General features: G+C 58.0%; 18 protein-coding genes. 10 read left to right on the plus strand and 8 right to left on the minus strand.

Features of this window, described 5'->3' with window-relative positions; genetic code table 11:
* Window positions 1-646: 646 nt before the first annotated feature.
* From ABIB99_RS31940 to ABIB99_RS31955, 4 genes are all read left to right on the plus strand, one after another.
* Window positions 647-1,987, plus strand: a complete 1,341-nt coding sequence (locus ABIB99_RS31940) for an extracellular solute-binding protein (protein ID WP_247303157.1) — start codon at window positions 647-649, stop codon at window positions 1,985-1,987.
* A 114-nt stretch (window positions 1,988-2,101) separates the two neighbouring features.
* Window positions 2,102-3,130 carry an ABC transporter ATP-binding protein gene (locus tag ABIB99_RS31945; RefSeq protein WP_354122160.1) on the plus strand — a complete coding sequence of 343 codons (1,029 nt, stop codon included), beginning with the start codon at window positions 2,102-2,104 and terminating at the stop codon, window positions 3,128-3,130.
* On the plus strand, window positions 3,127-4,071 hold the full coding sequence (locus tag ABIB99_RS31950; RefSeq protein WP_354179320.1) for a carbohydrate ABC transporter permease: 945 nt from the start codon (window positions 3,127-3,129) through the stop codon (window positions 4,069-4,071). Before ABIB99_RS31945 ends, ABIB99_RS31950 begins: the two co-directional genes overlap by 4 nt.
* A gap of 1 nt (window position 4,072) precedes the next feature.
* On the plus strand, window positions 4,073-4,927 hold the full coding sequence (locus tag ABIB99_RS31955; protein WP_247303162.1) for a carbohydrate ABC transporter permease: 855 nt from the start codon (window positions 4,073-4,075) through the stop codon (window positions 4,925-4,927).
* Window positions 4,928-5,891: 964 nt separating this feature from the next.
* On the opposite strand, the gene ABIB99_RS31960 is transcribed toward ABIB99_RS31955, so the two are convergent.
* Entirely contained in the window at window positions 5,892-7,139 is a 1,248-nt protein-coding gene (locus ABIB99_RS31960) for a tyrosine-type recombinase/integrase (protein WP_354122161.1), read from the minus strand.
* Between the two features lie 880 nt (window positions 7,140-8,019).
* Here ABIB99_RS31960 and ABIB99_RS31965 point away from each other — a divergent pair.
* Entirely contained in the window at window positions 8,020-8,367 is a 348-nt protein-coding gene (locus ABIB99_RS31965; protein ID WP_354122829.1) for a hypothetical protein, read from the plus strand.
* Between the two features lie 232 nt (window positions 8,368-8,599).
* Here the strand turns inward: ABIB99_RS31965 and nhaD are convergent, their stop codons facing one another.
* The 5 genes from nhaD to ABIB99_RS31990 all read right to left on the minus strand — a co-directional run bounded on the left by nhaD (window position 8,600) and on the right by ABIB99_RS31990 (window position 13,064).
* Complete coding sequence (gene nhaD, locus ABIB99_RS31970; RefSeq protein ID WP_354116310.1) at window positions 8,600-9,880, minus strand: sodium:proton antiporter NhaD; 1,281 nt, start codon at window positions 9,878-9,880, stop codon at window positions 8,600-8,602.
* Between the two features lie 571 nt (window positions 9,881-10,451).
* Window positions 10,452-10,853, minus strand: a complete 402-nt coding sequence (locus ABIB99_RS31975; RefSeq protein ID WP_354179324.1) for a hypothetical protein — start codon at window positions 10,851-10,853, stop codon at window positions 10,452-10,454.
* A gap of 211 nt (window positions 10,854-11,064) precedes the next feature.
* Entirely contained in the window at window positions 11,065-11,301 is a 237-nt protein-coding gene (locus ABIB99_RS31980) for a MarR family transcriptional regulator (RefSeq protein WP_354122163.1), read from the minus strand.
* A gap of 295 nt (window positions 11,302-11,596) precedes the next feature.
* Window positions 11,597-11,947, minus strand: a complete 351-nt coding sequence (locus ABIB99_RS31985; protein ID WP_354122177.1) for a PDZ domain-containing protein — start codon at window positions 11,945-11,947, stop codon at window positions 11,597-11,599.
* 277 nt (window positions 11,948-12,224) lie between these two features.
* Window positions 12,225-13,064 (minus strand): formate/nitrite transporter family protein, encoded by an 840-nt coding sequence (locus ABIB99_RS31990; protein WP_354122164.1) that lies wholly within the window; start codon window positions 13,062-13,064, stop codon window positions 12,225-12,227.
* Window positions 13,065-13,452: 388 nt separating this feature from the next.
* Here ABIB99_RS31990 and ABIB99_RS31995 point away from each other — a divergent pair, with 388 nt between their 5' ends.
* Window positions 13,453-14,787 carry a hypothetical protein gene (locus ABIB99_RS31995; RefSeq protein ID WP_354179327.1) on the plus strand — a complete coding sequence of 445 codons (1,335 nt, stop codon included), beginning with the start codon at window positions 13,453-13,455 and terminating at the stop codon, window positions 14,785-14,787.
* 460 nt (window positions 14,788-15,247) lie between these two features.
* Here ABIB99_RS31995 and ABIB99_RS32000 read toward each other — a convergent pair whose 3' ends face one another.
* Window positions 15,248-16,498: an FAD-binding domain gene (locus tag ABIB99_RS32000; protein WP_247307310.1), complete on the minus strand. Its 1,251-nt coding sequence runs from the start codon at window positions 16,496-16,498 to the stop codon at window positions 15,248-15,250.
* Between the two features lie 297 nt (window positions 16,499-16,795).
* Window positions 16,796-18,718 carry a chloride channel protein gene (locus ABIB99_RS32005; protein ID WP_354179329.1) on the minus strand — a complete coding sequence of 641 codons (1,923 nt, stop codon included), beginning with the start codon at window positions 18,716-18,718 and terminating at the stop codon, window positions 16,796-16,798.
* A gap of 300 nt (window positions 18,719-19,018) precedes the next feature.
* Between ABIB99_RS32005 and ABIB99_RS32010 the strand changes: the two genes are divergently transcribed.
* The 4 genes from ABIB99_RS32010 to ABIB99_RS32025 all read left to right on the plus strand — a co-directional run bounded on the left by ABIB99_RS32010 (window position 19,019) and on the right by ABIB99_RS32025 (window position 23,196).
* On the plus strand, window positions 19,019-19,948 hold the full coding sequence (locus ABIB99_RS32010) for a cytochrome c oxidase assembly protein (RefSeq protein ID WP_354179331.1): 930 nt from the start codon (window positions 19,019-19,021) through the stop codon (window positions 19,946-19,948).
* A gap of 140 nt (window positions 19,949-20,088) precedes the next feature.
* Window positions 20,089-20,286, plus strand: coding sequence for a thiamine pyrophosphate-dependent enzyme (locus ABIB99_RS32015; protein WP_247307408.1), 198 nt, complete (start codon window positions 20,089-20,091; stop codon window positions 20,284-20,286).
* Window positions 20,287-21,037: 751 nt separating this feature from the next.
* Window positions 21,038-22,204 carry a branched-chain amino acid ABC transporter substrate-binding protein gene (locus ABIB99_RS32020; RefSeq protein WP_247307322.1) on the plus strand — a complete coding sequence of 389 codons (1,167 nt, stop codon included), beginning with the start codon at window positions 21,038-21,040 and terminating at the stop codon, window positions 22,202-22,204.
* Between the two features lie 71 nt (window positions 22,205-22,275).
* Window positions 22,276-23,196, plus strand: coding sequence for a branched-chain amino acid ABC transporter permease (locus ABIB99_RS32025; protein WP_249811969.1), 921 nt, complete (start codon window positions 22,276-22,278; stop codon window positions 23,194-23,196).

A 23,196-nucleotide genomic window follows, 5' to 3' on the forward strand; every position in this document is an offset into this window, starting at 1 on the left:
TGCCCTGATCGCGCTTCTGCAGTTGATCCGGATTGTGATGGGGTGATCCGTCACCTTGAATGGCGTCGATGTGCCGTTCTGGGCGAGCTGGATTGCCGTCACCGTGGCGGGCGCGTTGAGCTTCGTCGGCTTCCGCGCCGCCATGCGCAGCTAAAGGCTGGTAGAGCCCGCGCGGGCCGATCTGTCGCCGGCGGCGCCCGCGTTGGGTTGGAGGCGATCCACCGTCTCCCCGCGGAAGCCCTCGACTGGTCCGGCCAGAGGCGCCCTTGAAGCCGCGTCTGGAACGGCGCTCCGAACAGGAATTTCCAGCTATATGATGTTGAAATATCTAAACAATTCTAGGATTCGGTTGCGCAGGATTAGGTTCGCTTCTGACGATATCCATCCTTTGGCAAGATTGCGACGCGGCACGGACCCGGGCGCCGGCGCGAACATCAAGCGCGCCACCACGGTCCGAGGATCATGTGCGACTAGCCGGGCCTGCAGTCCGGCAACAGAGTTCTTCTTGGATGAGAGCACCGTTGCTGCGTTGTCAACATTTCCTGCCTGTGGGATAATTATTGCCAGCTAATGTCAGCGGGAGCTCGTCTCTGCGGTTGACCGGCACATAACCTCCCGCTGAACGATCAAGCAATGGGAGGGAAAGATGTCATCCCGTGCATCTCGTCGCTACGGCCTGTCGCGCCGCGACGTCATCAAGACAGCTGTGGGTGCAGCCGCAGCCGCCGGACCATTCTTCCACGTTTCGCCGGCTCGCGCCGCCAAGACACTGAAGATACTGCAATGGAGTCACTTCGTCCCCGGCTACGACAAGTGGTTCAACAACACCTACACCAAGGAATGGGGCGCCAAGAACGGCACCGAGGTCATCGTCGACAACATCAACCTCGGCCTGATCCCTTCGCGCGCAGCCGCGGAAGTCTCGGCGCAGAAGGGCCATGACCTGGTGATGTTCCTTGCGCCGCCATCGGTCTACGAGGAACAGGTTGTGGACATGAGCGACGTCTATGCCGCATGCGAGAAGCAGCTCGGCAAGCCGATCGATCTGGCGGTCAAGAGTACCTATAATCCGAAGACCCAGAAATACTTCGCTTTCTCCGACAGCTTCGTCCCCGATCCCGTCAACTATCGATCGGATCTCTGGGGCGACATCGGCATGAAGCCAGACACCTGGGATAACGTCCGCGTCGGCGGCAAGAAGATCAAAGACAAGACCGGCATTCCGGTCGGTATCGGCCTCTCCGCCGAACTCGACACCGCGATGGCCATGCGTGCGATCATGTATTCGTTCGGCGCGCACGAGCAGGACGCCGTCGGCACTCTCGCTATCAATTCCAAAGAAACCCTCGAAGCGCTCAAATTCGTCAAAGCTCTGTTCCAGGAGACTGAGACGCCAGAGGTGTTCGCCTGGGATCCATCGTCGAACAACCGGCAGATGCTCGCTGGCAGGTCGTCCCTCGTGCTCAACGCGATTTCGATCACGCGCGCGGGCGAAAACGACAAGATGCCGATCCACGAAAAGATCGCGCTCGCCAAGCCGCCGAAAGGCCCGGTTCGGCAGATCGGTCTCGAGCACGTGATGAACTGCTATGTGACCTGGAAGTTTTCCGAAAACATCGACGGCGCAAAGACTTTCCTGGTCGATTACATCGACAACTTCAAACAGGGCTTCATGGCCAGCGAATTTTACAACTTCCCCTGCTTCTCGAACACTGTCCCCGACCTGACCCAGCTCATCGCCAAGGATTCCAAGGCGGTGCCGCCGGACAAGTACGCGGTGCTTTCGGACGTGCTCGATTGGGCGACCAACGTCGGCTATCCCGGCAACTCCAATGCCGCGATCGACGAGACCTTCAATACCTGGGTGATCAACACGATGTTCGCCGAGGCCGCCGCGGGCGCGGAAACTCCGGAAGACGCTCTCAAGCGCGCCGATGCCAAGATGAAGGCGATCTGGGCGAAGTGGAAAGATCGGAAGATGATCTGATCGTCTCGCCACGCATTGCCGTTGGGGCACGGAATTCCGTGCCCCTCGGATCATGCCTGGCGCCGAAGCCGTTCCGGTGAACGGCTTCGCGGAGTGAGGCAATCGGGACTGCGCATGGCCATTGTCGAAACACGACGTATCATCAAGCTTTTCGACGAGGTTCGCGCTGTCGACGGCATTGACCTGATCGCCAGGGAAGGAGAGTTCCTGGTCCTGCTTGGTCCTTCGGGCTGCGGAAAGACGACGTTGATGCGCCTGATTGCCGGCCTTGAGCGGCCGACTTCGGGCGATATCGTGATTGACGGAAACATCGTGACCGCCCTACCGCCGCGCGCACGAAACGTCGCTATGGTGTTTCAAAGCTACGCGCTCTATCCGCACCTTACGGTCGAAAAGAACATTTCGTTTCCGCTGCGCGCAGCCGGCATGCCAAGAGAGGCGATCCGCAAGAAGGTCGCCTGGGCAGCGCAGATATTCGGTATTGGGGACTTCCTCGACCGAAAGCCACGTCAGTTGTCAGGCGGAGAGCGCCAGCGCGTCGCGCTTGCGCGGGCGGTGGTGCGTGAACCGGTGGTCTTTCTTCTCGACGAGCCTTTATCGAATCTCGATGCCAAGTTGCGCAACTCCGCGCGGGACGAACTGAAGCAGTTTCAGCGTAGCCTCGGCACCACCACCATCTACGTTACCCACGATCAGGCCGAGGCGATGGGCCTGGGGGACCGCATCGCAGTTCTTAACCAGGGTCGTGTCCACCAGATCGGCACGCCGCACGAGATCTATGGCTTGCCGGCGGACATCTTTGCCGCCACTTTCATTGGTTCGCCGCCGATGAACCTGATCGAGGACGGCAAGATCTGGATCGGATTCCGGCCGGAAGCGTTCCTGCCGAAGGAGGTTGAACCGGACGGCGACAATATCGATTTTCCGTTTCGCATCACCCGCATCGAGTATCTCGGTGCCGATCGCTTGGTCTACGGCCTGATCGATGGCCGAACGCCCGAGGCGCGCTTGATCTCGAAGATCCCGACCAACATTCGCACACATATTGACGCCGGCGGGGTCTACGACTTCACGGTGCGGCGCCAGGACATCGCCCGCTTCGAGCGCACGAGTGGCCGGCGTGTCGACGGAGGCGCGGCATGACGTCAGTGATCACACGGGCAGCCGGCGAGATCCGCGGAAGGGATTGCTTCCTGTCCCGTATTGCCGACAACGATCGCTGGCTGTTGCGGGCCATGCTTGCGCCGGAAATCCTCTACATCGGCCTTCTGGTCGGCTTTCCCTTCTTGCTCTCGCTCTACTACAGCGTGTCGAGCGCAACGGTCGCCAGCCACGACGTTCACTTTGTCGGGCTGGAAAATTTCCTACGCATAATGGACAGCGGCACATTCTGGCTTTCGTTGCAGAATACGATTGTCATCACGGTCGTTTCCCAGTTTATCGTCCTCGTGTGCGCCAACATTCTGGCGACGGCGCTTGTTGTTGATTTCCGAGGCAGATGGTTGGTTCGGCTGTTGATCCTGCTGCCGTGGGTGGCGCCGATCTCGCTCGGCAGCATCGGTTGGCTATGGATCTTCGATTCGATCTACAGCGTCGTCAACTGGACGGCCCGCGCGGCCGGCCTGCTCGGGCCCAACGAATGGCCGATCTGGCTTGGCCAGCCAACTCTGGCAAGGGCATCGATCATCATCGTCAACGTATGGCGCATCCTGCCGCTGGCGACCGTCATCGTCCTCGCCGGGCTATCGTCGATCCCGCAGGATATCCATGACGCGGCGGAGGTTGATGGTGCCGGGTTCTGGCGTCACCATTTCCAGATCACGATGCCGCTGATCGTGCCGATCACCCTGGTGGCGTTGTTGTTCGGCATCATCTTCACGTTCACCGACATGATTGTGGTATTCGTTCTGACGCGCGGCGGTCCCTACGACACCACACAGGTTATCGCTAGCTGGGCCTATTTTACCGGAATTCAGGGGGGGGACCTCGCGGGAGGAGCCGCCATCTCTCTCTTCCTCTTCCCCGTCCTGGCCGGCGTTGCAATCCTGTTCCTGTGGTTAGCGCGGCGCACCGAGGTGACGTGACATGACCCCTGAATTTGCCCGCGCGCGAAATGTTGCCGGCACGGCCGTTCACACCGCCGTCCTCGTGTTCTTCGTGACGTTCCTCGCCTTTCCGTTTTACTGGATGGTGATCACCGCTTTCAAAGCCAACCAGGATTTGTACAACACCGAAAACAATCCTTTCGTCTTCAACAGCCCGCCGACGCTGCGACATCTTTCGGTGCTGTTCGAGGACACCCAATACCTGCAATGGTTATTAAATACCGGCTTCGTCGGAGTGGCCGTCGTGATCATCACGCTCGTGCTCGCGGTCCCGGCAGGCTACGCGCTCGCTCGCATGGCCGGCGCATGGGCGCAAACTCTGGGCGTCACGATATTCCTTACTTATCTGGTACCGCCGACGATCCTGTTCATCCCGTTCTCGCGCATCATCGCGATAGTGGGATTGCAGGATTCGGTGTGGTCGCTCATTCTCGTCTATCCGAGCTTCACCGTGCCGTTCTGTACCTGGCTTCTGATGGGCTTCTTCAAGGCGATCCCGCGCGATCTCGAGGACGCAGCCATGATCGACGGGCTGAGCCGCTTCGGCGCATTCATCAAGGTGGTGATGCCGATTTCGGTGGCCGGGATACTGACGGCGGTCATTTTCGCCTTCACTCTGGTGACGCAGGAATTTGTCTATGGCGTCACGTTTATCACCGCGTCGTCGAGCTATACGGTGAGCGTCGGAGTGCCGACCTTTCTTGTGCGGGGCGACGTCTATTTCTGGGGCTCGATGATGGCAGCCTGCCTGATCGCGAGCGTGCCAATTGCCGTCATCTACAATTTCTTCGTCGCTCGTTTCGTAGCTGGCTTCACCATGGGCGCGATCAAGTAACGCGCGAAACCAAATATGCTCTTCGCCATAGATACCATGTCAGCTCATGGCAGATCGTGTTGCAAAAGTCCCGGTATGCCGGGCAGTGTTGCGGCTGCTCGCCGGCAGGGCGCGGCGTCGGTCAACGAACGCGTTGTGATCGGTGGCAATTGGGTATTCGCCGTAGGCGCCACGCGTGTGCACTGAGAATGCAAAAGCGCGATTTTCGCTTCCAATCTGGTCGGATATGATCTTAGAGAAACCAATGTGCAGAAGCCTGGTCGCGCGAAATTCTTCAATCGGTCCAATCCCATAAAGGATCGAGTGGAGGAAAAATAGATCAATGAAATGAAAGACTTGCGCTGGAAATTCTCGATGGCCCCATGATGGATGGGCTCGACCCGAGCGGATTGACGAGCGCATGCGGGCAACTGCGAGACGTTGGTCTCGTTCGACGTGGCGAACGGAGCTGGTTTGTATCTAATGCTGATGTTGGAATGGGTCGGTCTCCGCCCACCAGATCCACGTCTCGTTGACGCTCAGTTCTTGGCCGGCCGACATTCCGCGGCCTCAAGTATCTAGTCGCCAACTGACGACCTGAACGTCACAGGTTCAAATCCCGTCCCCGATTCGAATCCTTGACCCAGGCGGAACTTCACCGTGCCGCGTCCACGGGGCATGCTGTCGGCGGGCGTCGAAGCCGACGATTTCGAGCGTTCGCTCAGCCACGCCTATGGCGACGGCGCCGCCGGATGTCTCGCGGGGCGCGCGATCTGGCCGCAGGCGTTCCGCATTTCCTCGATTGCGCCGACATGGAGCATGTGCCGAGACCGCTTGGAGTTACCTAGAATGGCCCTTGTTTGGTTGGAGCGGCCTGCTGGTCGCCATCCTTCCGGCGCTCAAATTGAGCCCGGGGACAGCTAGCTCAAATTGGCCCATGATGGATTGGAGCGATTCATGTGTCCCGCATAAAAGCGTCGGACCGTCAACGCACCGAGTTCCGGAATGATCCTTGTTCAATTTGAACAACCGGCCAGACTACACCTTGCTTTCTGTCGCAAGCCGCCCGTTGAGTTGCTCGTCGGCTACCACCTCTTCCGAGCCAATCCTGCAACGAGGCCCTCTGGGTCATCGATGGGCCCAACGCAGCAAATACGGCATTGCTGATCGCCTGCTGCTGGCTGCGTAGATGATCTTCGAGAAGCTTGTGCCGCGTAATGTAGCCTGCGTTTACACCGGGAATGGCATGGTTCATCAGGAGCTTGGCGTCAACTTCCGAGACACCGGCTGCAGTCGCAATCGTACGGAAGGTTTGGCGGAGGTCGTTACCCCACTTCGATAGCATTTCCCGGTCCTCTTTTGTTTCCGCCAAATGCCCCGAGGTGCTGTCGGCCGGAAACACCCACTCTTGTGCCTGCACAGGATACATTTGCCTGCTGAACCGGATCGCGCGGACGAGGCAAATGATCATCTGACGTGACAACGGGATATCGAAGGCTTTCTTTTTGCCGCCCTTCGGTTTGGGAATGTGCAGCGCCCGCCGCCGAAAATCGATGTGTTCCGGTTTAGCTTCCTGGAGCGCAGTGGGCCGAGAACCGCAAAGGAGAGTAAAGAGGTGGAACTCTCTCCGCACGGGGTTGTCGAGGGCGGCGAGTTGCGCGAACCAGCCCTTCAGGTCGGCGGAGCCCATCCCGGTGTTGCGGCGCTCCTCTTCATTCCAGTCGACCGCATCGGCCGGGTTATCTGACGGCAACGACCTGTTCGTCTTCCGTGCATGATTATAGATGGCCCGCAGAGTTCGCATGCTGCCGTTGGCCATGTACGGCCCATTCTCTCTTGTGATTTCGTCGTGCTTCCTGGCCACCCGAGCCGGGTCTGTTGCGAGCTCATGCAGGGCGGTGTCGAGCCAATCCGCAAAGATTCGCTCGACGTGGTCGCGATAGCCGCTGATGGTCTTTTCACTGCGGCTCTTGCGCATCAGATGTGCCTCGAGATACCGCTGCCAGGCCTGCCTGAGGGTGATCCTTGCGACTGTCCCCCCAATCTCCATCGCCGGAGCGGGATTCGTCCCTTCGGCTTGCTTCTCGTCCTTCGGATGCCGCCCCCGGCTAATCTGAGCCAAATATTCCTTGGCAATGGCGCGCGCAGCTCGGGTTGACATCTCGCTGGCGTTGCCAATGGAAACCCTAATGGATGAAGCCCGCCCGGTGAGAGAAATTCGAATATCGGTCATGACGAGAGTCCAGGGCCGCCAAAACGGTTTTCAAACGGTGTTGGCGGATCGAGCTATTTGGAGGTTTGAGTTCGACGGAGCGCGAAACTATGCGAGAAACATCTATAAACAAAGGGCTTCTCGAATACTCATCGTAACGCGGCGTGCAATCGAAACTGCAGGGAAGGGATGATCTTAAACTCTTAATCAGCGGGTCCCAGGTTCGAGCCCTGGTGCGCCCACCATCCTTAAGAGATTGGCCCGAAGGGGCTTTTTTATTTTCTCCGACAGAACAAGCCGGATTTCGTGCGACGGTTTTGTGAGGGCCGGCGTGGCGAGATTGCTGTTCGGCTTTTCCTTTGTTTCTGTACCTTCACCGATAGAGCGCGCGGATCCTGTGGGCTAGGTCAATTTCATGCTCGTCGTAGAATGGGATGCTGGAGCGAGCAAAGCGGACAATCTGTTATACGCTTCGCCGCAAGAATCGCCTGCTAAAGGCCAGAACCGGATTGATTGGGTCGGGGATTCGATTCCCTCTCCTGCTAGCAAGCCTGCGATCTTGCACTCCCCCTTCGGCATATCAGCACCTACGGCCTTGGAGGGACCCCATGTGTTGCAGTTTTAAGAAATCAATGCTGCGAACAATTCTCACCGGCGCTATATGCCCTCCCAATTCAGCGCCCCCCAATCCGCGCCTGCGTCACTCCACCGCGCCGGTCGTCAGTTTCCCGTCAGCTTCTCTCACTAGCATTCAGAGAAACAAGAAACGGACGTGCTGGGCTCTTGCGCCGCTGGCCTAAACTCTGCCCCGGGAGCGGGCCAGCGGCGGCAACGCAAACGGCATGGAAATCCGGCAGCGAGGAGACTATTCTCCACGCCAAATGACCATGGGGAGGCTCCGATGTCTTGGCGCAACTGCCTATTGGCTTTGCTGCTATGTCAAGGATCGACCGTTCAAGCTGCCTCGATGAACAAGCACGACCCATGGGACCCGCAGCATATTTCCGATTTGCCACCGGAGATCCGGCAATACATCGGTGGGCTTTGCAAGGGACCGGCCGTGGCGCAACATGATTTTGCGACCTATGACCCGCAGGAACATCGCTGGCGGATCAACATCGAATATCTAAATTGCCAAGGGCTCGCCGATGACTACCGCCACGGCAATCAGTGCCTCGATGTCGATTTCGTTGAAGTCGGATCGCACTACCGTCTTGCTCGCAAGACCTACGCAGCCTGTGGTTTCTGAAAAACGCCCGCCAGAGTAACGTTTTGCCAATCAGTTGAACCGCCCCCACTCTGCAAAGAGTTGGACGACGTCCGCAAGGGGGCAAGACGCGATGTTGAATTGCCGTCAGGTTTGCTTCTGAAAGCCGGCATGACTCGGGTTCAAACGACCTTCAACTACCGACCAATAGCCGACATAAGAAGCGAGGGTGCCATCAACCGTGGCGGACCGATGACATGCGACTCTCGATTCTCTAGTGAAGCCACCGATACTGCCAGATGTATATCAACGCTCCGGCGGTGTAACCCAAGAGTGCGAGTCCGCTGATCCTTCGCATGTACCAGATGAACTGAATTTTCTCGATGCCCATCGCGGCGACCCCAGCCGCCGACCCAATGATTAGTATCGATCCCCCTGTGCCCGCGCAGTAGGCGATAAATTCCCAGAGAAATGTGTCAGGTGGATAGTGCGTAAGCCCATACATCCCCATGGATGCAGCAACGAGGGGAACGTTGTCAACGATGGCACTGATCAACCCCAGTGCCATGACAATGGCATCGGTGCGACCGATCGTTTGATCCAGCCACTTCGCAAGAGCGGCGAGAACTTGGGTGTGCTCCAGCGTGGCCACCGCCAGCAAAATGCCAAGGAAGAATACGATCGAGCTGAGATCGATCTGAGTGAGCGCATGGGCGACCGTTAGATGCCTTCGTTCTTGAGGCTCCTTCTTTCGGTGAATGACCTCTCCGACGAGCCATAGCGTTCCCAGACCAAAGAGGATGCCCATAAAAGGCGGCAGGTGAGTAATGGCCTTGAAGGCAGGCACCATGATCAGGATGGCAACACCCAAGGCGAACATCACGTTTCGCTCGAAAGGCGGGGTGCTCGCAGTCTCGTTACTATCGGTCACCGGCATTGAAAACGTTCTGCCGCGCAATTGATAGGTTACCACCAACAGCGGAACTAGCATGTTCGCTATGGAAGCGAAAAAGAGTGCCTTGACGATTTCGAGGGCCGTGATTTGACCGCCGATCCAGAGCATGGTCGTGGTGACATCCCCGATGGGAGACCATGCACCTCCTGCATTGGCGGCAATAACGACTAGCGATGCAAACAACCAACGGTCATCTTGTTTTTCGAACAACTTCCCGATCAACGAGACCATCACGATAGTCGTCGTGAGGTTGTCCAACGCCGCACTGAGGAAGAATGTTATAACGCACACGAGCCACATCAAGGTGGCGAGCCTCTTCGTCTTGATCTGCGAGGTAATGAGCTCGAATCCATCATGTGCGTCGATGACTTCAACAATGGTCATGGCTCCCATCAGGAAGAAGATAATGCCCGCCGTCGCACCTATCGTTTCCGTTAGTTGGTGGACGACTGCTTCGTGCTCACCTGCTCCGATGGCGTAGATCGTCCAAAGCAGACCTGCTCCGAAAAGGGCCGACGCTGACTTCTCTACTTTAATCGGATGCTCAAGGGCGATCGCGGCATAAACCACGACGAAAACCACGGTCAGCGCTAGTATCAAAACGGCTCCTCGAAAATTGGGGTTACCTTCGGATCACGCACGACCCGGCCAATCGATAATTAATACGATCACGGATGAGCGCACGCGATCCAGGATGTTCACCGAAGGATGTTACGGATGTGCCATGCCATGGTCGCGGCATAGACCAGGAGGGCAATACAAATGCCGCCTACCAATTTAGGTGTTGAAAGCGTCTCTCTGGTCAAGAAAAAGACGATTCCAAAAAGGACGATGACACCCAGAAGGGACGGAACATGTCGCATGTTTTTAGGACGCTTCACAATTAGCACCTCCATTGCGACGCCTAATCTCTGCTGCGCGGACCTCGACGGACATTTTAGTGCGATCTAAAAAATTGGCGATCGTCTCCCACGATGCCCCACTAGTTCGCATCTCCAAGAGAATTGCCTCGTCCTGTTCTGTCCAAGGCTTACGGCGTCGCAAGAAGCATCTCCAATCCTGGTCGTTTGCTCTTATATGGTTTCCTTGAAGGCTCGAGGTCTCGGCCGCAGTTGTTCGCTCCGGCGTGCAGCATACGGCGCACGCGCGGATGATCGTTGAGTCCTCACCATCAAATCTCTCCACTACGCGTCGAAACAAGCCGAATGGACGAGGGACCTTCTATGTGTGCGCTGGTATAGGCCCGTGCGGAAGAAATCAGATCCTCTACGGCCGAGCGATTGTACGAGGGATGTCGCGGATTCAGGTGCAAGTCTGTTTCGACGATCATCACCTGGGTAACGGTGGAGGACAAAATCTCAACGGCAAACGAGACGAAAGACACATGCGCAGCTTTAAAGGGCATTGGAGAGACCCTCACAACCTTCGGACGTGACTGCCCCCCACCATAGGGCAAGCGTGCCGCGCGGAACCGAACAAGCGCGGCGTGCAGCAACTGCTGACGGTTCTTGAGGGCCTGTTCCGCTGGGCGCTGGTGGTTCGGCAGATCGTCAAATGATGGAAAATTTTTCACGGGCACGCGCTATCCGCGAGGCGGCCCGACCATCGCTTGACCTGTCGCTGCTCGATGCAGCGAGCACCCGAGTGGCGTTATACATCGCGATGGCCATAATTCAACCTAGAAGATTAAGCCATCGCCGATGTCGGGTTTGGGGCGCGAGCGCCTTCTTGCCCGCCTGCCGTCTCCCTGAAAAGTCACATATTGGGAGGCAATACAGCGCCGCTCAGGAGAACGACTTGAGTACTTTTGCCAGGGCAAGCCGGCGGGAGCGAAGCTCCGCCCAGTTGAGCTCGGCAACGTTGGACAAATGCCTCTCACCTTTGTGAGTGAGCATCACGAGAATCCGCCTACCGTCTCCACTGTTCCGGAAGCGTTTCAACAGGCCGATCTTGACCATTCGATCCACCAGACCCACTGCGGTATGGTTCTTGACGAGCAGAAAATCTGCCAGTTCACCCACGTGACATATGATAATCCGGCCGAGACAAGCCCTTTATCGTAAGCAGGGCTTGATACTGCTGTGACGTTAGGTTGTTCTTGCGGGTGTTGGCTTCGCTGAATTCGAGGAAACGCCGGAGCTGAAGTCGAAATTCGGCCAGCGCTCTATAGTCAACTGTATCCCTACTCTTTCGCGCTACTCTCTTCTTCTGTGAGTCAGTCGCGGTTTGAGATTTTCTATCTTGCTTCGATCGAAGCATATGGCGCGCCAAATCCTAGACTGAGTTATGCTCAGCTTGCCTTCCGAGTCATCAAAGTCAAGTAGCCGCACTGTTCGGGACGACCATCGCGCCTGGCTGCGCATCCACAACCCCGCATCCAATAGACATACTTCGAAATGACGAAAGCTCGTTGGGCCATGTGCCAAGGTTGACCGTGATCGCCAGAGGTTTCAGGCTTCGAAGGATTTGGAACCGAATGGAGTCGCCAGGCTGCTTTCGGGCTACTCGGCATATAAAATCGTCGACCCCATTGATAGGACCACCATCGAGTTCGAAAATCACATCCCTGGCAAGAATACCTGCCCGGGCCGCCGAGCTATCGCTCCTGACATCGACGACAAAGACCCCACGATCCGGCAGACCGAGAACATGGCCTTCATGCTTCAGTCATATCGGATACGACGACCCCCACTCGAGCAACGGTCTGCGCACGCGATGTTGTCAACCAAAAAACCGCGCCGAGAACTATGGGTAACAGCAGCACCGCTCGCCGAGTTCGCTTCATGCGACCTGATCCGCTGTGGATTACGGCGCCGATTCACATCAGCGGCATCCAATAGTGCATCTTGCTATCCGAAACCTACGTCACCGCCAGTCAACCGATCCAGACATTCGGATTGTTACCGGACGACCATGCCCCGCTGCGATATCTCCGCGATCGCGATCAAGCTGCGGCACGCCGCATTGCCAGTTCGGTCTCGCTGCGTTTCGGTGCCGTCCTGACGTGCGTGGCGTACAGGGTAAGCCCCGTGAACGCGAGGCCGCCCACCAAGTTGCCAAGAACCGTCGGAATTTCGTTCCAGACGAAGTAGTCCATGATGGAAAATTTCGCGTGGAGCATCAGCCCCGACGGAAACAGGAACATGTTCACGACGGAATGCTCAAACACCATGTAAAAGAACAAGAAGATCGGCATCCACATCGCAATGACCTTGCCCGGGACCGACGTTGAAATCATGGCCCCGACGACGCCGGTGGAGACCATCCAGTTGCACAGCATCCCGCGGATGAACAATGTTGCCATGCCGGCCGCGCCGTGTGCCGCGTAGCCGAGCGTTCGAGCCTCGCCAACATTTCCGATCGTCATGCCGACCTTATCGGGATCCTGCGTGAAGCCGAACGTTGTCACAAATGCCATCATGAAGGCTACCGTGAGCGCCCCGGCAAAGTTTCCGACAAAGACTAGACCCCAGTTTCTCAAAACGCCACCCGGCGTCACACCCGGCCGTTTGTCGATCAACGCGAGCGGAGCAAGCACGAATACGCCGGTCAGTAGGTCAAAGCCCAGCAGATACAGCATGGAAAATCCGACAGGAAACAGTAGCGCTCCGGCCAACGGCTGGCCCGTGTTCACGTTGATCGTGACGGCGAGCCATGCCGCCAAGGCGAGGATCGCGCCCGCCATGTAGGCGCGGATCAGCGTGTCACGGGTGGACATGAAGATTTTAGATTCACCCGCGTCCACCATCTTGGTGACGAATTCCGATGGCGTTAGATACGACATCAATACCCTCTCTGTTCTCAAAGTCGCGACGGCGCCAACAGCCTACTCGTCTTGAAGAGAGCTGATGCAACGCACATGCCAGCGTATGAAACAGCGAACAATCGACCCCAAAGCGGGACAGTTTCGCGTCTCGCCCTCGAAACGGAAGGTGCGCAGCGCCTAGAAGATTAGCAATATCGCCCAGATATATCGCACTATGACCTATTGCATCGCACCACGATGCATTGGCCCTCGTCGGATTTTCGAGCAAATTGGATTCAGAACGTTCAGTAGCCGTCTGTCAGCGTCTTGATTCCAAGAATAGTTCCGGGCATGTTCCCCAAAACAGGGCAGGGGGTAGGCCATCAATACGCAGGTTTTACGTGGGCGCATCGCCGCCTCACGGTCGATGTGGATCGCCGCGGTAGCCATTCCCCTGATGTTGCTCGCGCCGGCTCTTTGGAATGGCTATCCGCTGCTTCAGTGGGATACCGGTGGCTATCTGGCAAGGTGGTACGAAGGTTACCTCGTGCCGAGCCGCTCAACGGTGTTCGGCCTGTACCTGCATTTTGGTGAGCATTCGAGCTTCTGGATCAACCTCGGAATCCAGGCCCTGGCGTCACTGTGGATCCTGCAACTGACGCTGCGAGTTCTCGGCATGAGCCAGCCGCTACGGCTGATGGCGATCGGCCTCGTGCTGATCCTGACGAGCGCGCTGCCTTGGATCGCCAGCATGCTTCTGACTGACATTTTTGCCGGTCTGTCGGTGCTCGCGCTGTTCGTCCTAGTGTTACACAATGACAGGATTTCTCCCGTCGAAAAGTGCTGCCTATTTGTATTCACGGCCTTCGCCGCAGCAACTCACAGCGCAACGCTCGGGGTGCTACTAGGGCTATGCGTGGTCGGGTGGAGTGTACGTCTGCTGCTACGCGGTCAAATCCCAATCATCAGTTTGATTCAGGGCAGCCTGACCCTCGTTGCCGGCGCGGCGATGCTGCTCGCAGCAAACTTCGCCTTGTCGGGACAATTGGCTTGGACTCCCGGTGGCTTCGGTGTTGCGTTCGGCCGCATCATGCAGGACGGTATCGTCGCGCGCTACCTCAGGGACCATTGTCCACGCGAGCAGTTGAAACTCTGTCCCTATCGCGATCAGCTGCCCGCGACCGCCGATCAGTTCCTTTGGGGCAACAGCATGTTCAACACGCTAGGCCGCTTCAAGGGCCTGAACGACGAGATGGGCTTCATCGTGTTGCACTCGCTCGCGGAATATCCGACCTTGCAAGCCGAGGCCGCACTGGCTGCGACCGCGCAGCAACTTACTCTCGTCGCAACCGGCGAGGGCTCCGATGTCTGGATTCCCCACACCTATGGGATCATCGAGCGTTACATCCCGGCGCAAGTAACGCCTATGCGCGCCGCGCGCCAGCAGCATTCCGAGCTCGACTTCACCGCGATCAACTGTCTTCACGTGCCGGTCGCACTGGCGTCGATGTTGCTGACCGTGCTTCTGTTCGGTCGCGGGCTTTGGCGGCGCTCGTTGGATGATTTTACTTTGCTTGCAGGGACTGTAACATTCGCACTGCTCGGCAACGCGTTCATTTGCGGTGTGATCTCGGGTCCGCATGATCGCTATGGCGCGCGCATGGCATGGGTTGCGACTTTCGTAGTGCTGATCTCTGCCGCAAGACACTTTGTCGTACAGGACGAGTCCGACGACCTGCCCACGTCAAGACAAGGCCGTTGAACGACAGACGCCGACAGAATCAGTGCGCCACGGTACCCCTCTCTTGCGTGCGGCTGACAGTGCGGGCCGGGAACTTATGTTCACTTTGTAACTCGAATCGCTTGATGCAGTAGTGGGGAGCCGGGGTATTGCAGGACTTGCCGATTATCTTGGTCGTTGAAGACGACCAGTTGCTCCAAACTCTCATTGAAGAAGCGCTCGGTGTGGCGGCTTCGAACCCGCCATCACGGCATCGTGGGAAGAGGCGGTTACCCTGCTCAAGGGACACAGGGGAAAGTACCGAGCGCTCCTAGACGACATAAATCTACGAGGCAAGATGGATGGTTGGCAGGTCGCTCAACTTGCTCGGGAAATCGACCCGGACTTTCCCGTTGTCTATGCGAGCGGGACCGCCGCTTCAGAGCGCCATAAAGAATGTCGTTCGGCGGAGAGGTGCCATAAGCAAATGATCTACGCGGCTTCATGCCCTCGTTGGGCTCGGTTCCGAGCCAGAGGGTGTCACCCGATGGCCTGACCACGAAGGCGTTAGCCAGTGGTAATCGGGGAGTTGTAGGGTGTCGGTAATATCCCTGCCGATTGCTAGCCTTGCAAGGCCGGGAATGGCGAACGCCTTTATCACCTGGTTGCGAACGTTCAGGCCCCACCGGGTTTTTGGCGCAAAGACCCGAGCAAAGCGCTCGGCGGCGCGCTGTTTCTCCCCGATAAAGGCCCGCAAAAATGCTTCGTATCTGCCAAAGGCATCTTCATGGCGGCCTCCGGCATTGGCGAGTTCACCTGCGAGTACGAATGCGGAAATCATCGCAAGAGCCGAGCCTTGCCCGGCCGTCAAGGATACACAGAATGCTGCATCTCCGATAAGGGCAACGCGGCCGCGCGTCCAGCTTTCCATCCTTATCTGACTAACCCGGTCAAAATAGAGTTGTTGTGCACGATCCAATTCGGCGAGGATGAGGGGGCACTCCCACTTCCCTTCGCGGTATCTTTCGCGCAGCATAGCCTTCTGCCGTTCAAGCCCTTCTGGTAACGTATCGCTATCGGCGGCAAACACGAACAAGAACAGCGTCAGGTCATCATGCAACGTGAAGCGGCCAAGCATGCGGCCGGGCTGTCCATACATCAAATAGATATCTTCGTCGCGCGGTCGGTAACCGCGGACCTCGAACGCTGCGACCGCATAGCCAAGATACTTTTCAAACCGTGACTGCGGCCCGAACGTTAACCTGCGAACGGTGGAATGCAAGCCATCGGCGCCGATAACTAAGCCAAATCGGCGAGTGCCCGCATTCTTCAGTTGAACCTCCACGCAGTCGTCGCGTTCCTGAAGGGCAAGAATCTCGCTTTGAAAAATGACATCGGTGTCACCTCTGAGCCTTTCGAAAAGCAACCGAGAGAGGTCGCTCCGTCCGATCGTTACATAGCGTCCGTTCGAAAGTTCATCGAACACCCTGGTGCCAAATCCCGCGATGCGTTTCCCGAGATCGTCAACGACCCGCATCTCACGCGCGTGATAGCCGATGCGATTGATGTCGTCGGTCAGGTGCATTTGTTCAGCGATGTCGTATCCAAGACCCCAGAAATCGACGACATAACCGCCGACGCGCAACGCGCGCGCCCGCTCGATCAGAGTCGGTTGGAACCCCGCCGCCTTCAGCCAGAAGGCTAATGTCGGTCCAGCGATTCCCGCACCGGAGATTAAAACGCTGTTGTTCATACAGAAAAACTAGACGGTGCGCGCGTTCGGGTCACCCCGACAGGAAATCAAAAGAGCTTGATGATCAGAGGAATGTGCCGACCGCTCGCGGTTCCCGATAGGTCCGGCGGGGAATTTACAACCACGACTCTAAGCGTAGTGACGCGGTCGTCCACTCAATGCAAAATATCGATGCAAGGCTTCGCCGCCGCGCTTGCGAGCAGGATAGCGCGCATAGTTATCTCCCGTCTACGCTTCTAGGCCGCACCAGGCGGACATTGATCATTTCCTTCTGGTTTCGCTTCGGTCGCTCGCTGATTAATCGTCGTAGCTATCGATGACCGTGTCAGCTATTGCGCGTTTTGTGATGACGCCAACAATATCTCGGACTCTCGGCCGATCGACCCCGTGAAAGACAATCGCCGCTCCGGAGCGATGCCGTTTCAATCTTGCGAGCACGAGACTCAGGAGATCGATATCCCTGCAAATGACAGCGCGGATTTCGACGAAGCGCTCGACGAGCAGGTTCGGATTACGCTGAGATTCAAGCCACAGGCCCGAGCGTGGCGGTATCAGGCCGACAATCCGCCCCTCGCGCTCGACGATGATGGCGCGTAGGTCGTCGGTGTCTTCCGCGCCTATGGCTTCCTTCAACGTTGTCCCGACCTTGGCAAGGATGAAACGCCGTTCCATGATGTCCTGGGCCTGCTTGACCAGATAAAGGTTGATGTGCCGTTCTTTCGGGATGCGGTGGCCGCGGTGGCGCAGCTTGATCGTGTAGATTGTCTCGCCAATCAGCGTACGGCGAATGCCGGCCGCGACCGCGACACCGACGATCACGGGCACGATGATGGCGTAGTCCCGTGTCATTTCGAACACCATGACGATGGCGGTCATGACCCCGCCGGTGCCGGCGCCAACCATGGCGGCCATGCCGACGATCGCAGCCGAAGGAACGGTCAGGCCAGCGTGTGGAAAGACCATGCTGACCACGAGGGCGAAGGCTCCCCCCAACGTGGCTCCGAGGTACAGCGATGGGGAAAAGATACCGCCGGAGGCTCCGCATCCGAGACTGATCGTCGTGGCCAGCATCTTTAGCACAAACAGCGACGCAAGCAGGCCTGCATATGTCATCTTGTTGTCGAGGGTCGACTGGATGACGCCATAGCCAACGCCATCAACATAGGGATGGCCGAAGGCGTGAGTTAAAGCGACCATCATCAGGCCAACGGCGGCCATCCCGATGATGTTTTGCGTGTAGGCATTTCCGGGCAGCTTGGGAAAGCCGTCCTCCATAACTACCAGCAGGCGTATAAAGGCCCAGGAGGCGACGCCACACAGGGCTCCCAGCACGACAAAAGCGATTGCCTCCTGCAGACCCAGAGCCTGGGCTAGCGACATTTGAATATCAGGGACGACGAAGGCAGGATCCGGTCCGATCAAGATTCTGCCTATGGTCGTTGCGGCACCCGTCGCAATGACGACTGGAAGAAAAGTGCGGTTCGAGACCTCGGGCAACAGGATTTCCAGCGCGAACAGCACGCCGCCAAGCGGTGTGTTGAAGGTCGCCGCGATCCCGGCACCGGCTCCAGCGGAGAGCAATGTGATCTTCTGCCACGTCGACAGTTTGATCGCCTGGGAGAAAGCAGAACCCAGTGCTGCTCCGATCTGAATGATCGGACCCTCGCGACCGACTGCAGCTCCACTGCCAATCGAAAGGGCTGAAGCCAGAGATTTTATGATCGCAACCTGACCGCGGATGTTGCCGCGTTTGTAAAAAACGGCATCCATAACCTCCGGAACACCATGCCCCTTTGCCTCGGGGGCGAAACGCTGCACTAGAAAGACGACTACGAGTCCGCCGAGGACGGGCGAAAGAAATACCCAGTTGCCAAACCGACTTGGCCCTTCGCTCACATTGGCGTCGTACCAGATGCTGAAAGTGCCGTTGTAAAACGCGTTGTGAAAAAGACCGATGAGCGTTCGCAGTGCGACGGCGCCGCAGCCCGTCATGACCCCGACAATCAGCGCGAGGCCGCAAAGGACCAGTAGATTGACCCTCCTTTCACGGTCCGGAACCGGTGCGGGGCTGCCGACGACAGGCCGAATTGGAAATTTAGACGAGGAGAGGGGCGCTGATGACATGTCGGGCACAGTTGAATCGGGGAAATGTCCAAACCAATCGACATGAAGTCCCCGCAAAATCAATGGGAAATTTTGCTGCTTTGGAAACTGCCACACGGCCTGCCTATCGGGCAGCCGCTGCTGCTTAAACCGGCTGTCGACGCATATTCAGAGCGAGCCTGCGAGGGTTTAAGACGAATCCCGGTGCAGCGAGCGCCATGAGATTGATATGGGATTGATGGAGATGCGAACCAAAATTGGGACGTGGTGAGGGTCGAACGTGTCCTACGGATGCAACTACGATCACAAACTCGTCAAACACCACGGCGAAACTGGCTCTCATCGACCGGTGGACGGTTACGCCGCGTCGGTCTAGATCATGCCAGATGCCGGGGGCGGCCAGTGCAAGGAGTCGAGATGGAGCCGCGCTACCGGAAAAACCTGAATGTTCTCCTGCCGTGCTTCGTGGTGCTCGGCATCATGTTCGGCCTGGTGGCTTATTCGCCGGAGCTGTACCGCGCTTTCTGTGGCGCAACCGGATACGGAGGGACGACACAACGGGCGTATTCCGACTCAACTGCCGCCTCCGATCAGACTGTGACCGTTGCGTTCGACAGCAACGTCGCGCCGGACTTGCCGTGGCGGTTCGAACCCGAGCAGCGCTCCGTGACCGTTCACCTGGGCGAACAAAAGCTCGTATTCTTCACCGCCGAGAATCTCAGCAACGAGTCGATCGTCGGGCACGCGACCTTCAACGTCACGCCGGAGACGAGCGGCATCTATTTCAATAAAATTCAGTGCTTCTGCTTCAATGAAGAGCGCCTTGACCCGCATCAGAAGGTCGAGATGCCCGTTGTCTTTTTCGTCGATCCTGCCTTTGCAAAGGATTCGGACAATCTCCATGTCGATACGATCACATTAAGCTATACATTTCTTCGCTCGGCGAATCCGTCACACAGCGAGAATCTTTCACGTTTCCTGGCCAATGCCGCGCCGGATCCCGTCCACGGCCAACAACTCTTCATGGAACGCTGCACTGCGTGTCACGCGATAGACAGAAACAAGACTGGCCCCGTGCTTGGCGGGGTTGTCGGCCGCAGAGCCGGCTCGGCTCCCGGGTACGACTATTCACCAGCGCTAAAGAGCGCCGGTCTCATCTGGTCCACGGATAGTCTCGATCAGTGGTTGGCCGACCCGCAGAAGTTCATTCCCGGCGCACGCATGCCGGTTCGTGTGCTCGACGCTCCGTCTCGCCGCGACCTTGTTGCTTATTTGCAGAAGGCAGGCCAAGACCGCGACAACCATCGGACTGATTCGAACGCACATGCAATAGGTGGAGAATACTAGATCCGCACTTCAGAAACGTGCGCGGTAGGTTGCTAGCACTACTTTGGCAGAATGTGTTTTCGCCGCTATTTTTCCAGGATTTGCTTTCGGCAATATGGGCATTGGTGAGGCGGCGACCGAAGGATGAGATCGACGATGGCGTGACGTACGGCGGGCATGGTTCCAACCATGCTCGGATCGCAGAAGCCTTTGGAATCAAGAGTTGGCAGGTAAATGATCCGAATGAAATTCAAGCCGTATTTGACGCTTCGATAAATCACGATGGGCCCACGTTGATCGACATCATCGCGCAACCGCTCGAAGAGTCAAAGGTACCCGTCAGCAAGTGGATGGGCTGAGCATTCCTGAGATCGAAGCCTCTTGTACTCCGTCGTAAGGTAAGCTTCGTGGCTAGAGGAAGCGTCAACTGTCTGAAACCTGCCCAAAAGAACCTTTTACGATCTGAAGGCCTGATAAGGTTTTCGCAGAAAAGGAGTCAGTTGGCCGACTGATAAGGCTTCATACGAAAGCTTATCAGTCACGTGCGTGACCGTTCACTGATAAGGTTTTCAAATAAACTCCTTCGTTCACACATAAAGACCTTATCGCGCAAGGCCGTCACGGGCATAAGTTCGCATTTCAACAACAGATTGTTTATGGAGAATTTGCTGCCGCTCTTTGCCTCGGCCTTTCGATCGCCGCTCGCCAACTCGGCAGGGCCTTACAAGAACAGCTGCAGTGGAGGACAGGCGGGCAAGTACTGCCAGAAGGTCGCATAATGTCCTGAACGCACGCTCGATCGCCTTGCGTCCGGCCGTGGTTTCGCGGCTGCGGGACGTGATTCGCGATCCCGCGCGGGAAGGCGACAGGCCGGCTCGGCCGGTTCGCCGAAGCGGCGCCTTGCAAAAAAGCCCGCTTCTTCCCCGGGCCACCCCAAAGCCCGGCGCGTTGGCCCAAGTAGTCGGCACGATGCATCGCATGGACGCAGCTAAGGCGCACGAAACGGGCAGGCGGGTTCGTCTCCGCACAACGCCTTGCGAAGATTCCCAATGGTGGCGGAAATCCGGATGCAGTTACGCTCCTGTCATATAGAGGACAGAGCGAGGCAACATGATCACAAAGCGAAGAATTCTTTCTGTTCTGGGCAGCGCGGTTTTACTGAGCGGTTGGGCATCCGCCCCGGCAGCGGCAAAGGATACCGTCAAGATCGCCTTCATCGGCCCGTTGTCGGGCGGCAATTCTGCACCGGGCCTCGGCGGACGGAATTCCGCGACCTTGGCGGTGCAGCAGAGGAATGCGGACGCGAACGCGAAGTACACCTACGAGCTCGTCACCTACGACGACGAGTGCAAGCCCAATGTCGGCGTCCAAGTCGCGACCAAGGCGGCGTCCGATAATTCGATCGTCGCCGGCGTGACGCATTACTGCTCCGCCGTCGGCATCGCGACCGTCGACACCTATGCGCGTTTCGGTCTGCCAGTTGTCGTCTGGGGAGCGATCCTGCCCGAGATCACCTATGGCAACGACTACAAGGAGGTCCATCGCGTCAACGGCACGATGATCAACGAGGGCAAGCTGGCCGCGGAATTCCTGACCAAGCAGGGCTACAAGAAGTTCGTCATGATTCACGACACCACGGACTACGGTAAAGGCCAGTTCAAGTATTTCTCCGAGTATCTGAAGCCGACGGGCGGCGAGATTCTTGCGACCTTCCCCGTGAGCCCGGACCAGCAGGACTTCACGGCGGAGCTCACCAGGATCAAGGAATTGAAGCCCGACGTGATCATGGTAGGCGGCTTGACGCCGCTCGGCGTCCGATTGCGGTCGCAGATGGATCGCGTGGGCGTTCAGGCCCAGTTCGCAGGCGTCTCCGGCATCATGACTGCGGGCTACATCGAGGGCGCCGGTGCGGCGAGCGAAGGAACGATCTCGTTCCACAACGGCGCGCCCCTGAGCAAGTATGCCGAGGGGCAGGCCTTCCAGGAGGCGTACACCAAAGCCGGTTTCCGCGAGGATCCGGACGCCTATGGGCCGTTCGCCTACTCGGCAGCGAACCTAATCATGGACGCGATCGAGAAGGTCGGCCCGGACCGCAAGAAGGTGAAGGCCGAACTGAATGGAACGAAGGGGTACAAGGCGCTCGTCGGCGAGATCAACTTCGATGACCACCGCCAGAACATCATGAACGCGAACGTCTACGTCGCCCAGGGCGGGAAGTGGGTCTATTGGCCGGACAGTGACTACGCGGCTGGCAAGAAGAAGCTCGCGAAGGACTGACGAATCAGGAGCGGCGGCCGCGCATCCAGACGCGCGGCCGCCATCGTCCCTACGAACTTCGGAATCGTGCGATGGACCTCGGAATACTGGCGCAGCAGGTGTTCAACGGCGTGATGCTGGGCGTCATCTACGCGATGATCGCCGTCGGCTTCTCGCTGTTCTTCGGCGTGCTTGACGTGATCAAGTTTTCCCACGGCGACGTCGTGACGGTAGGGGCGTTTTCCAGCCTTGGTGCCATCGGGATCGCCGGAGGCCTGGTCGCACTTCCCCCGCTCGTCGCGCTGGGGGCGGGCATCGCCGCGGCCGTCGCCATCGGCGGTCTGGTCGGATCGTTGATCGGCCGCTTCCTCATCCTGCCGCTGCGCCAGGCGCCCGCGGTCAACGTGCTGCTCGCGACGCTCATGGCGGGAACCGTGCTCCGCGAAGCGATCCGACTGGGCGTTCCCAACGGTGGCAATCCGAAGCCATTCCCGGCGCTGCTGCCTGCCGGATCGATCCGGCTCGGCTCCTTCAGCGTGGGTTTCGACAGCGTCATCATCCTGTGTGCGGGACTGGCGCTGGTATTCGCGACGCACCTTCTGATTTCGCGGTCCCGGATGGGATTGGCCATCCGCGCCGTGGCGCAGGACGGCGAAGTGGCCCGGCTTGCGGGCGTCGATTTCCAGCGGGTCGTCCTCGGCACGTTCGCCCTCGGTTCCGCGCTTGCGGCCTTCGCTGGCTGCATGCTCGGGCTCTACTACCGGGAGATCAACTTCAACATGGGACTTCTTCTCGGTGTCATCGGATTCGCTTCCGCCGTCGTTGGGGGACTCGGAAGTCTGCTCGGACCGATCATCGGCGGCTTCCTGTTCGCCGGCGTGCAGACGCTGGTTGTCGTGGCGCTGCCGTTCTCGAGCGCCTACAAGGATGTAATCGCCTTCGCCGCCGTGATTGTGCTGATCGGGTTGTTTCCCACCGGCCTGATCGCCGAGCGCAGAAGCGAGCGGGTGTAG

It is taken from the genome of Bradyrhizobium sp. LA6.1, from assembly GCF_040547805.1.
Taxonomy (GTDB): Bacteria; Pseudomonadota; Alphaproteobacteria; order Rhizobiales; family Xanthobacteraceae; genus Bradyrhizobium; species Bradyrhizobium barranii.

What these genes read in the sequence shown, in the direction of transcription:
- ABIB99_RS31940 (WP_247303157.1), top strand. Translation starts at nt 647, where the DNA reads ATGTCATCCCGTGCATCTCGTCGCTACGGCCTGTCGCGCCGCGACGTC.
- ABIB99_RS31945 (WP_354122160.1), top strand. Translation starts at nt 2,102, where the DNA reads ATGGCCATTGTCGAAACACGACGTATCATCAAGCTTTTCGACGAGGTT.
- ABIB99_RS31950 (WP_354179320.1), top strand. Translation starts at nt 3,127, where the DNA reads ATGACGTCAGTGATCACACGGGCAGCCGGCGAGATCCGCGGAAGGGAT.
- ABIB99_RS31955 (WP_247303162.1), top strand. Translation starts at nt 4,073, where the DNA reads ATGACCCCTGAATTTGCCCGCGCGCGAAATGTTGCCGGCACGGCCGTT.
- ABIB99_RS31960 (WP_354122161.1), bottom strand. Translation starts at nt 7,139, where the DNA reads ATGACCGATATTCGAATTTCTCTCACCGGGCGGGCTTCATCCATTAGG.
- ABIB99_RS31965 (WP_354122829.1), top strand. Translation starts at nt 8,020, where the DNA reads ATGTCTTGGCGCAACTGCCTATTGGCTTTGCTGCTATGTCAAGGATCG.
- ABIB99_RS31990 (WP_354122164.1), bottom strand. Translation starts at nt 13,064, where the DNA reads ATGTCGTATCTAACGCCATCGGAATTCGTCACCAAGATGGTGGACGCG.
- ABIB99_RS31995 (WP_354179327.1), top strand. Translation starts at nt 13,453, where the DNA reads ATGTGGATCGCCGCGGTAGCCATTCCCCTGATGTTGCTCGCGCCGGCT.
- ABIB99_RS32000 (WP_247307310.1), bottom strand. Translation starts at nt 16,498, where the DNA reads ATGAACAACAGCGTTTTAATCTCCGGTGCGGGAATCGCTGGACCGACA.
- ABIB99_RS32010 (WP_354179331.1), top strand. Translation starts at nt 19,019, where the DNA reads ATGGAGCCGCGCTACCGGAAAAACCTGAATGTTCTCCTGCCGTGCTTC.
- ABIB99_RS32020 (WP_247307322.1), top strand. Translation starts at nt 21,038, where the DNA reads ATGATCACAAAGCGAAGAATTCTTTCTGTTCTGGGCAGCGCGGTTTTA.
- ABIB99_RS32025 (WP_249811969.1), top strand. Translation starts at nt 22,276, where the DNA reads ATGGACCTCGGAATACTGGCGCAGCAGGTGTTCAACGGCGTGATGCTG.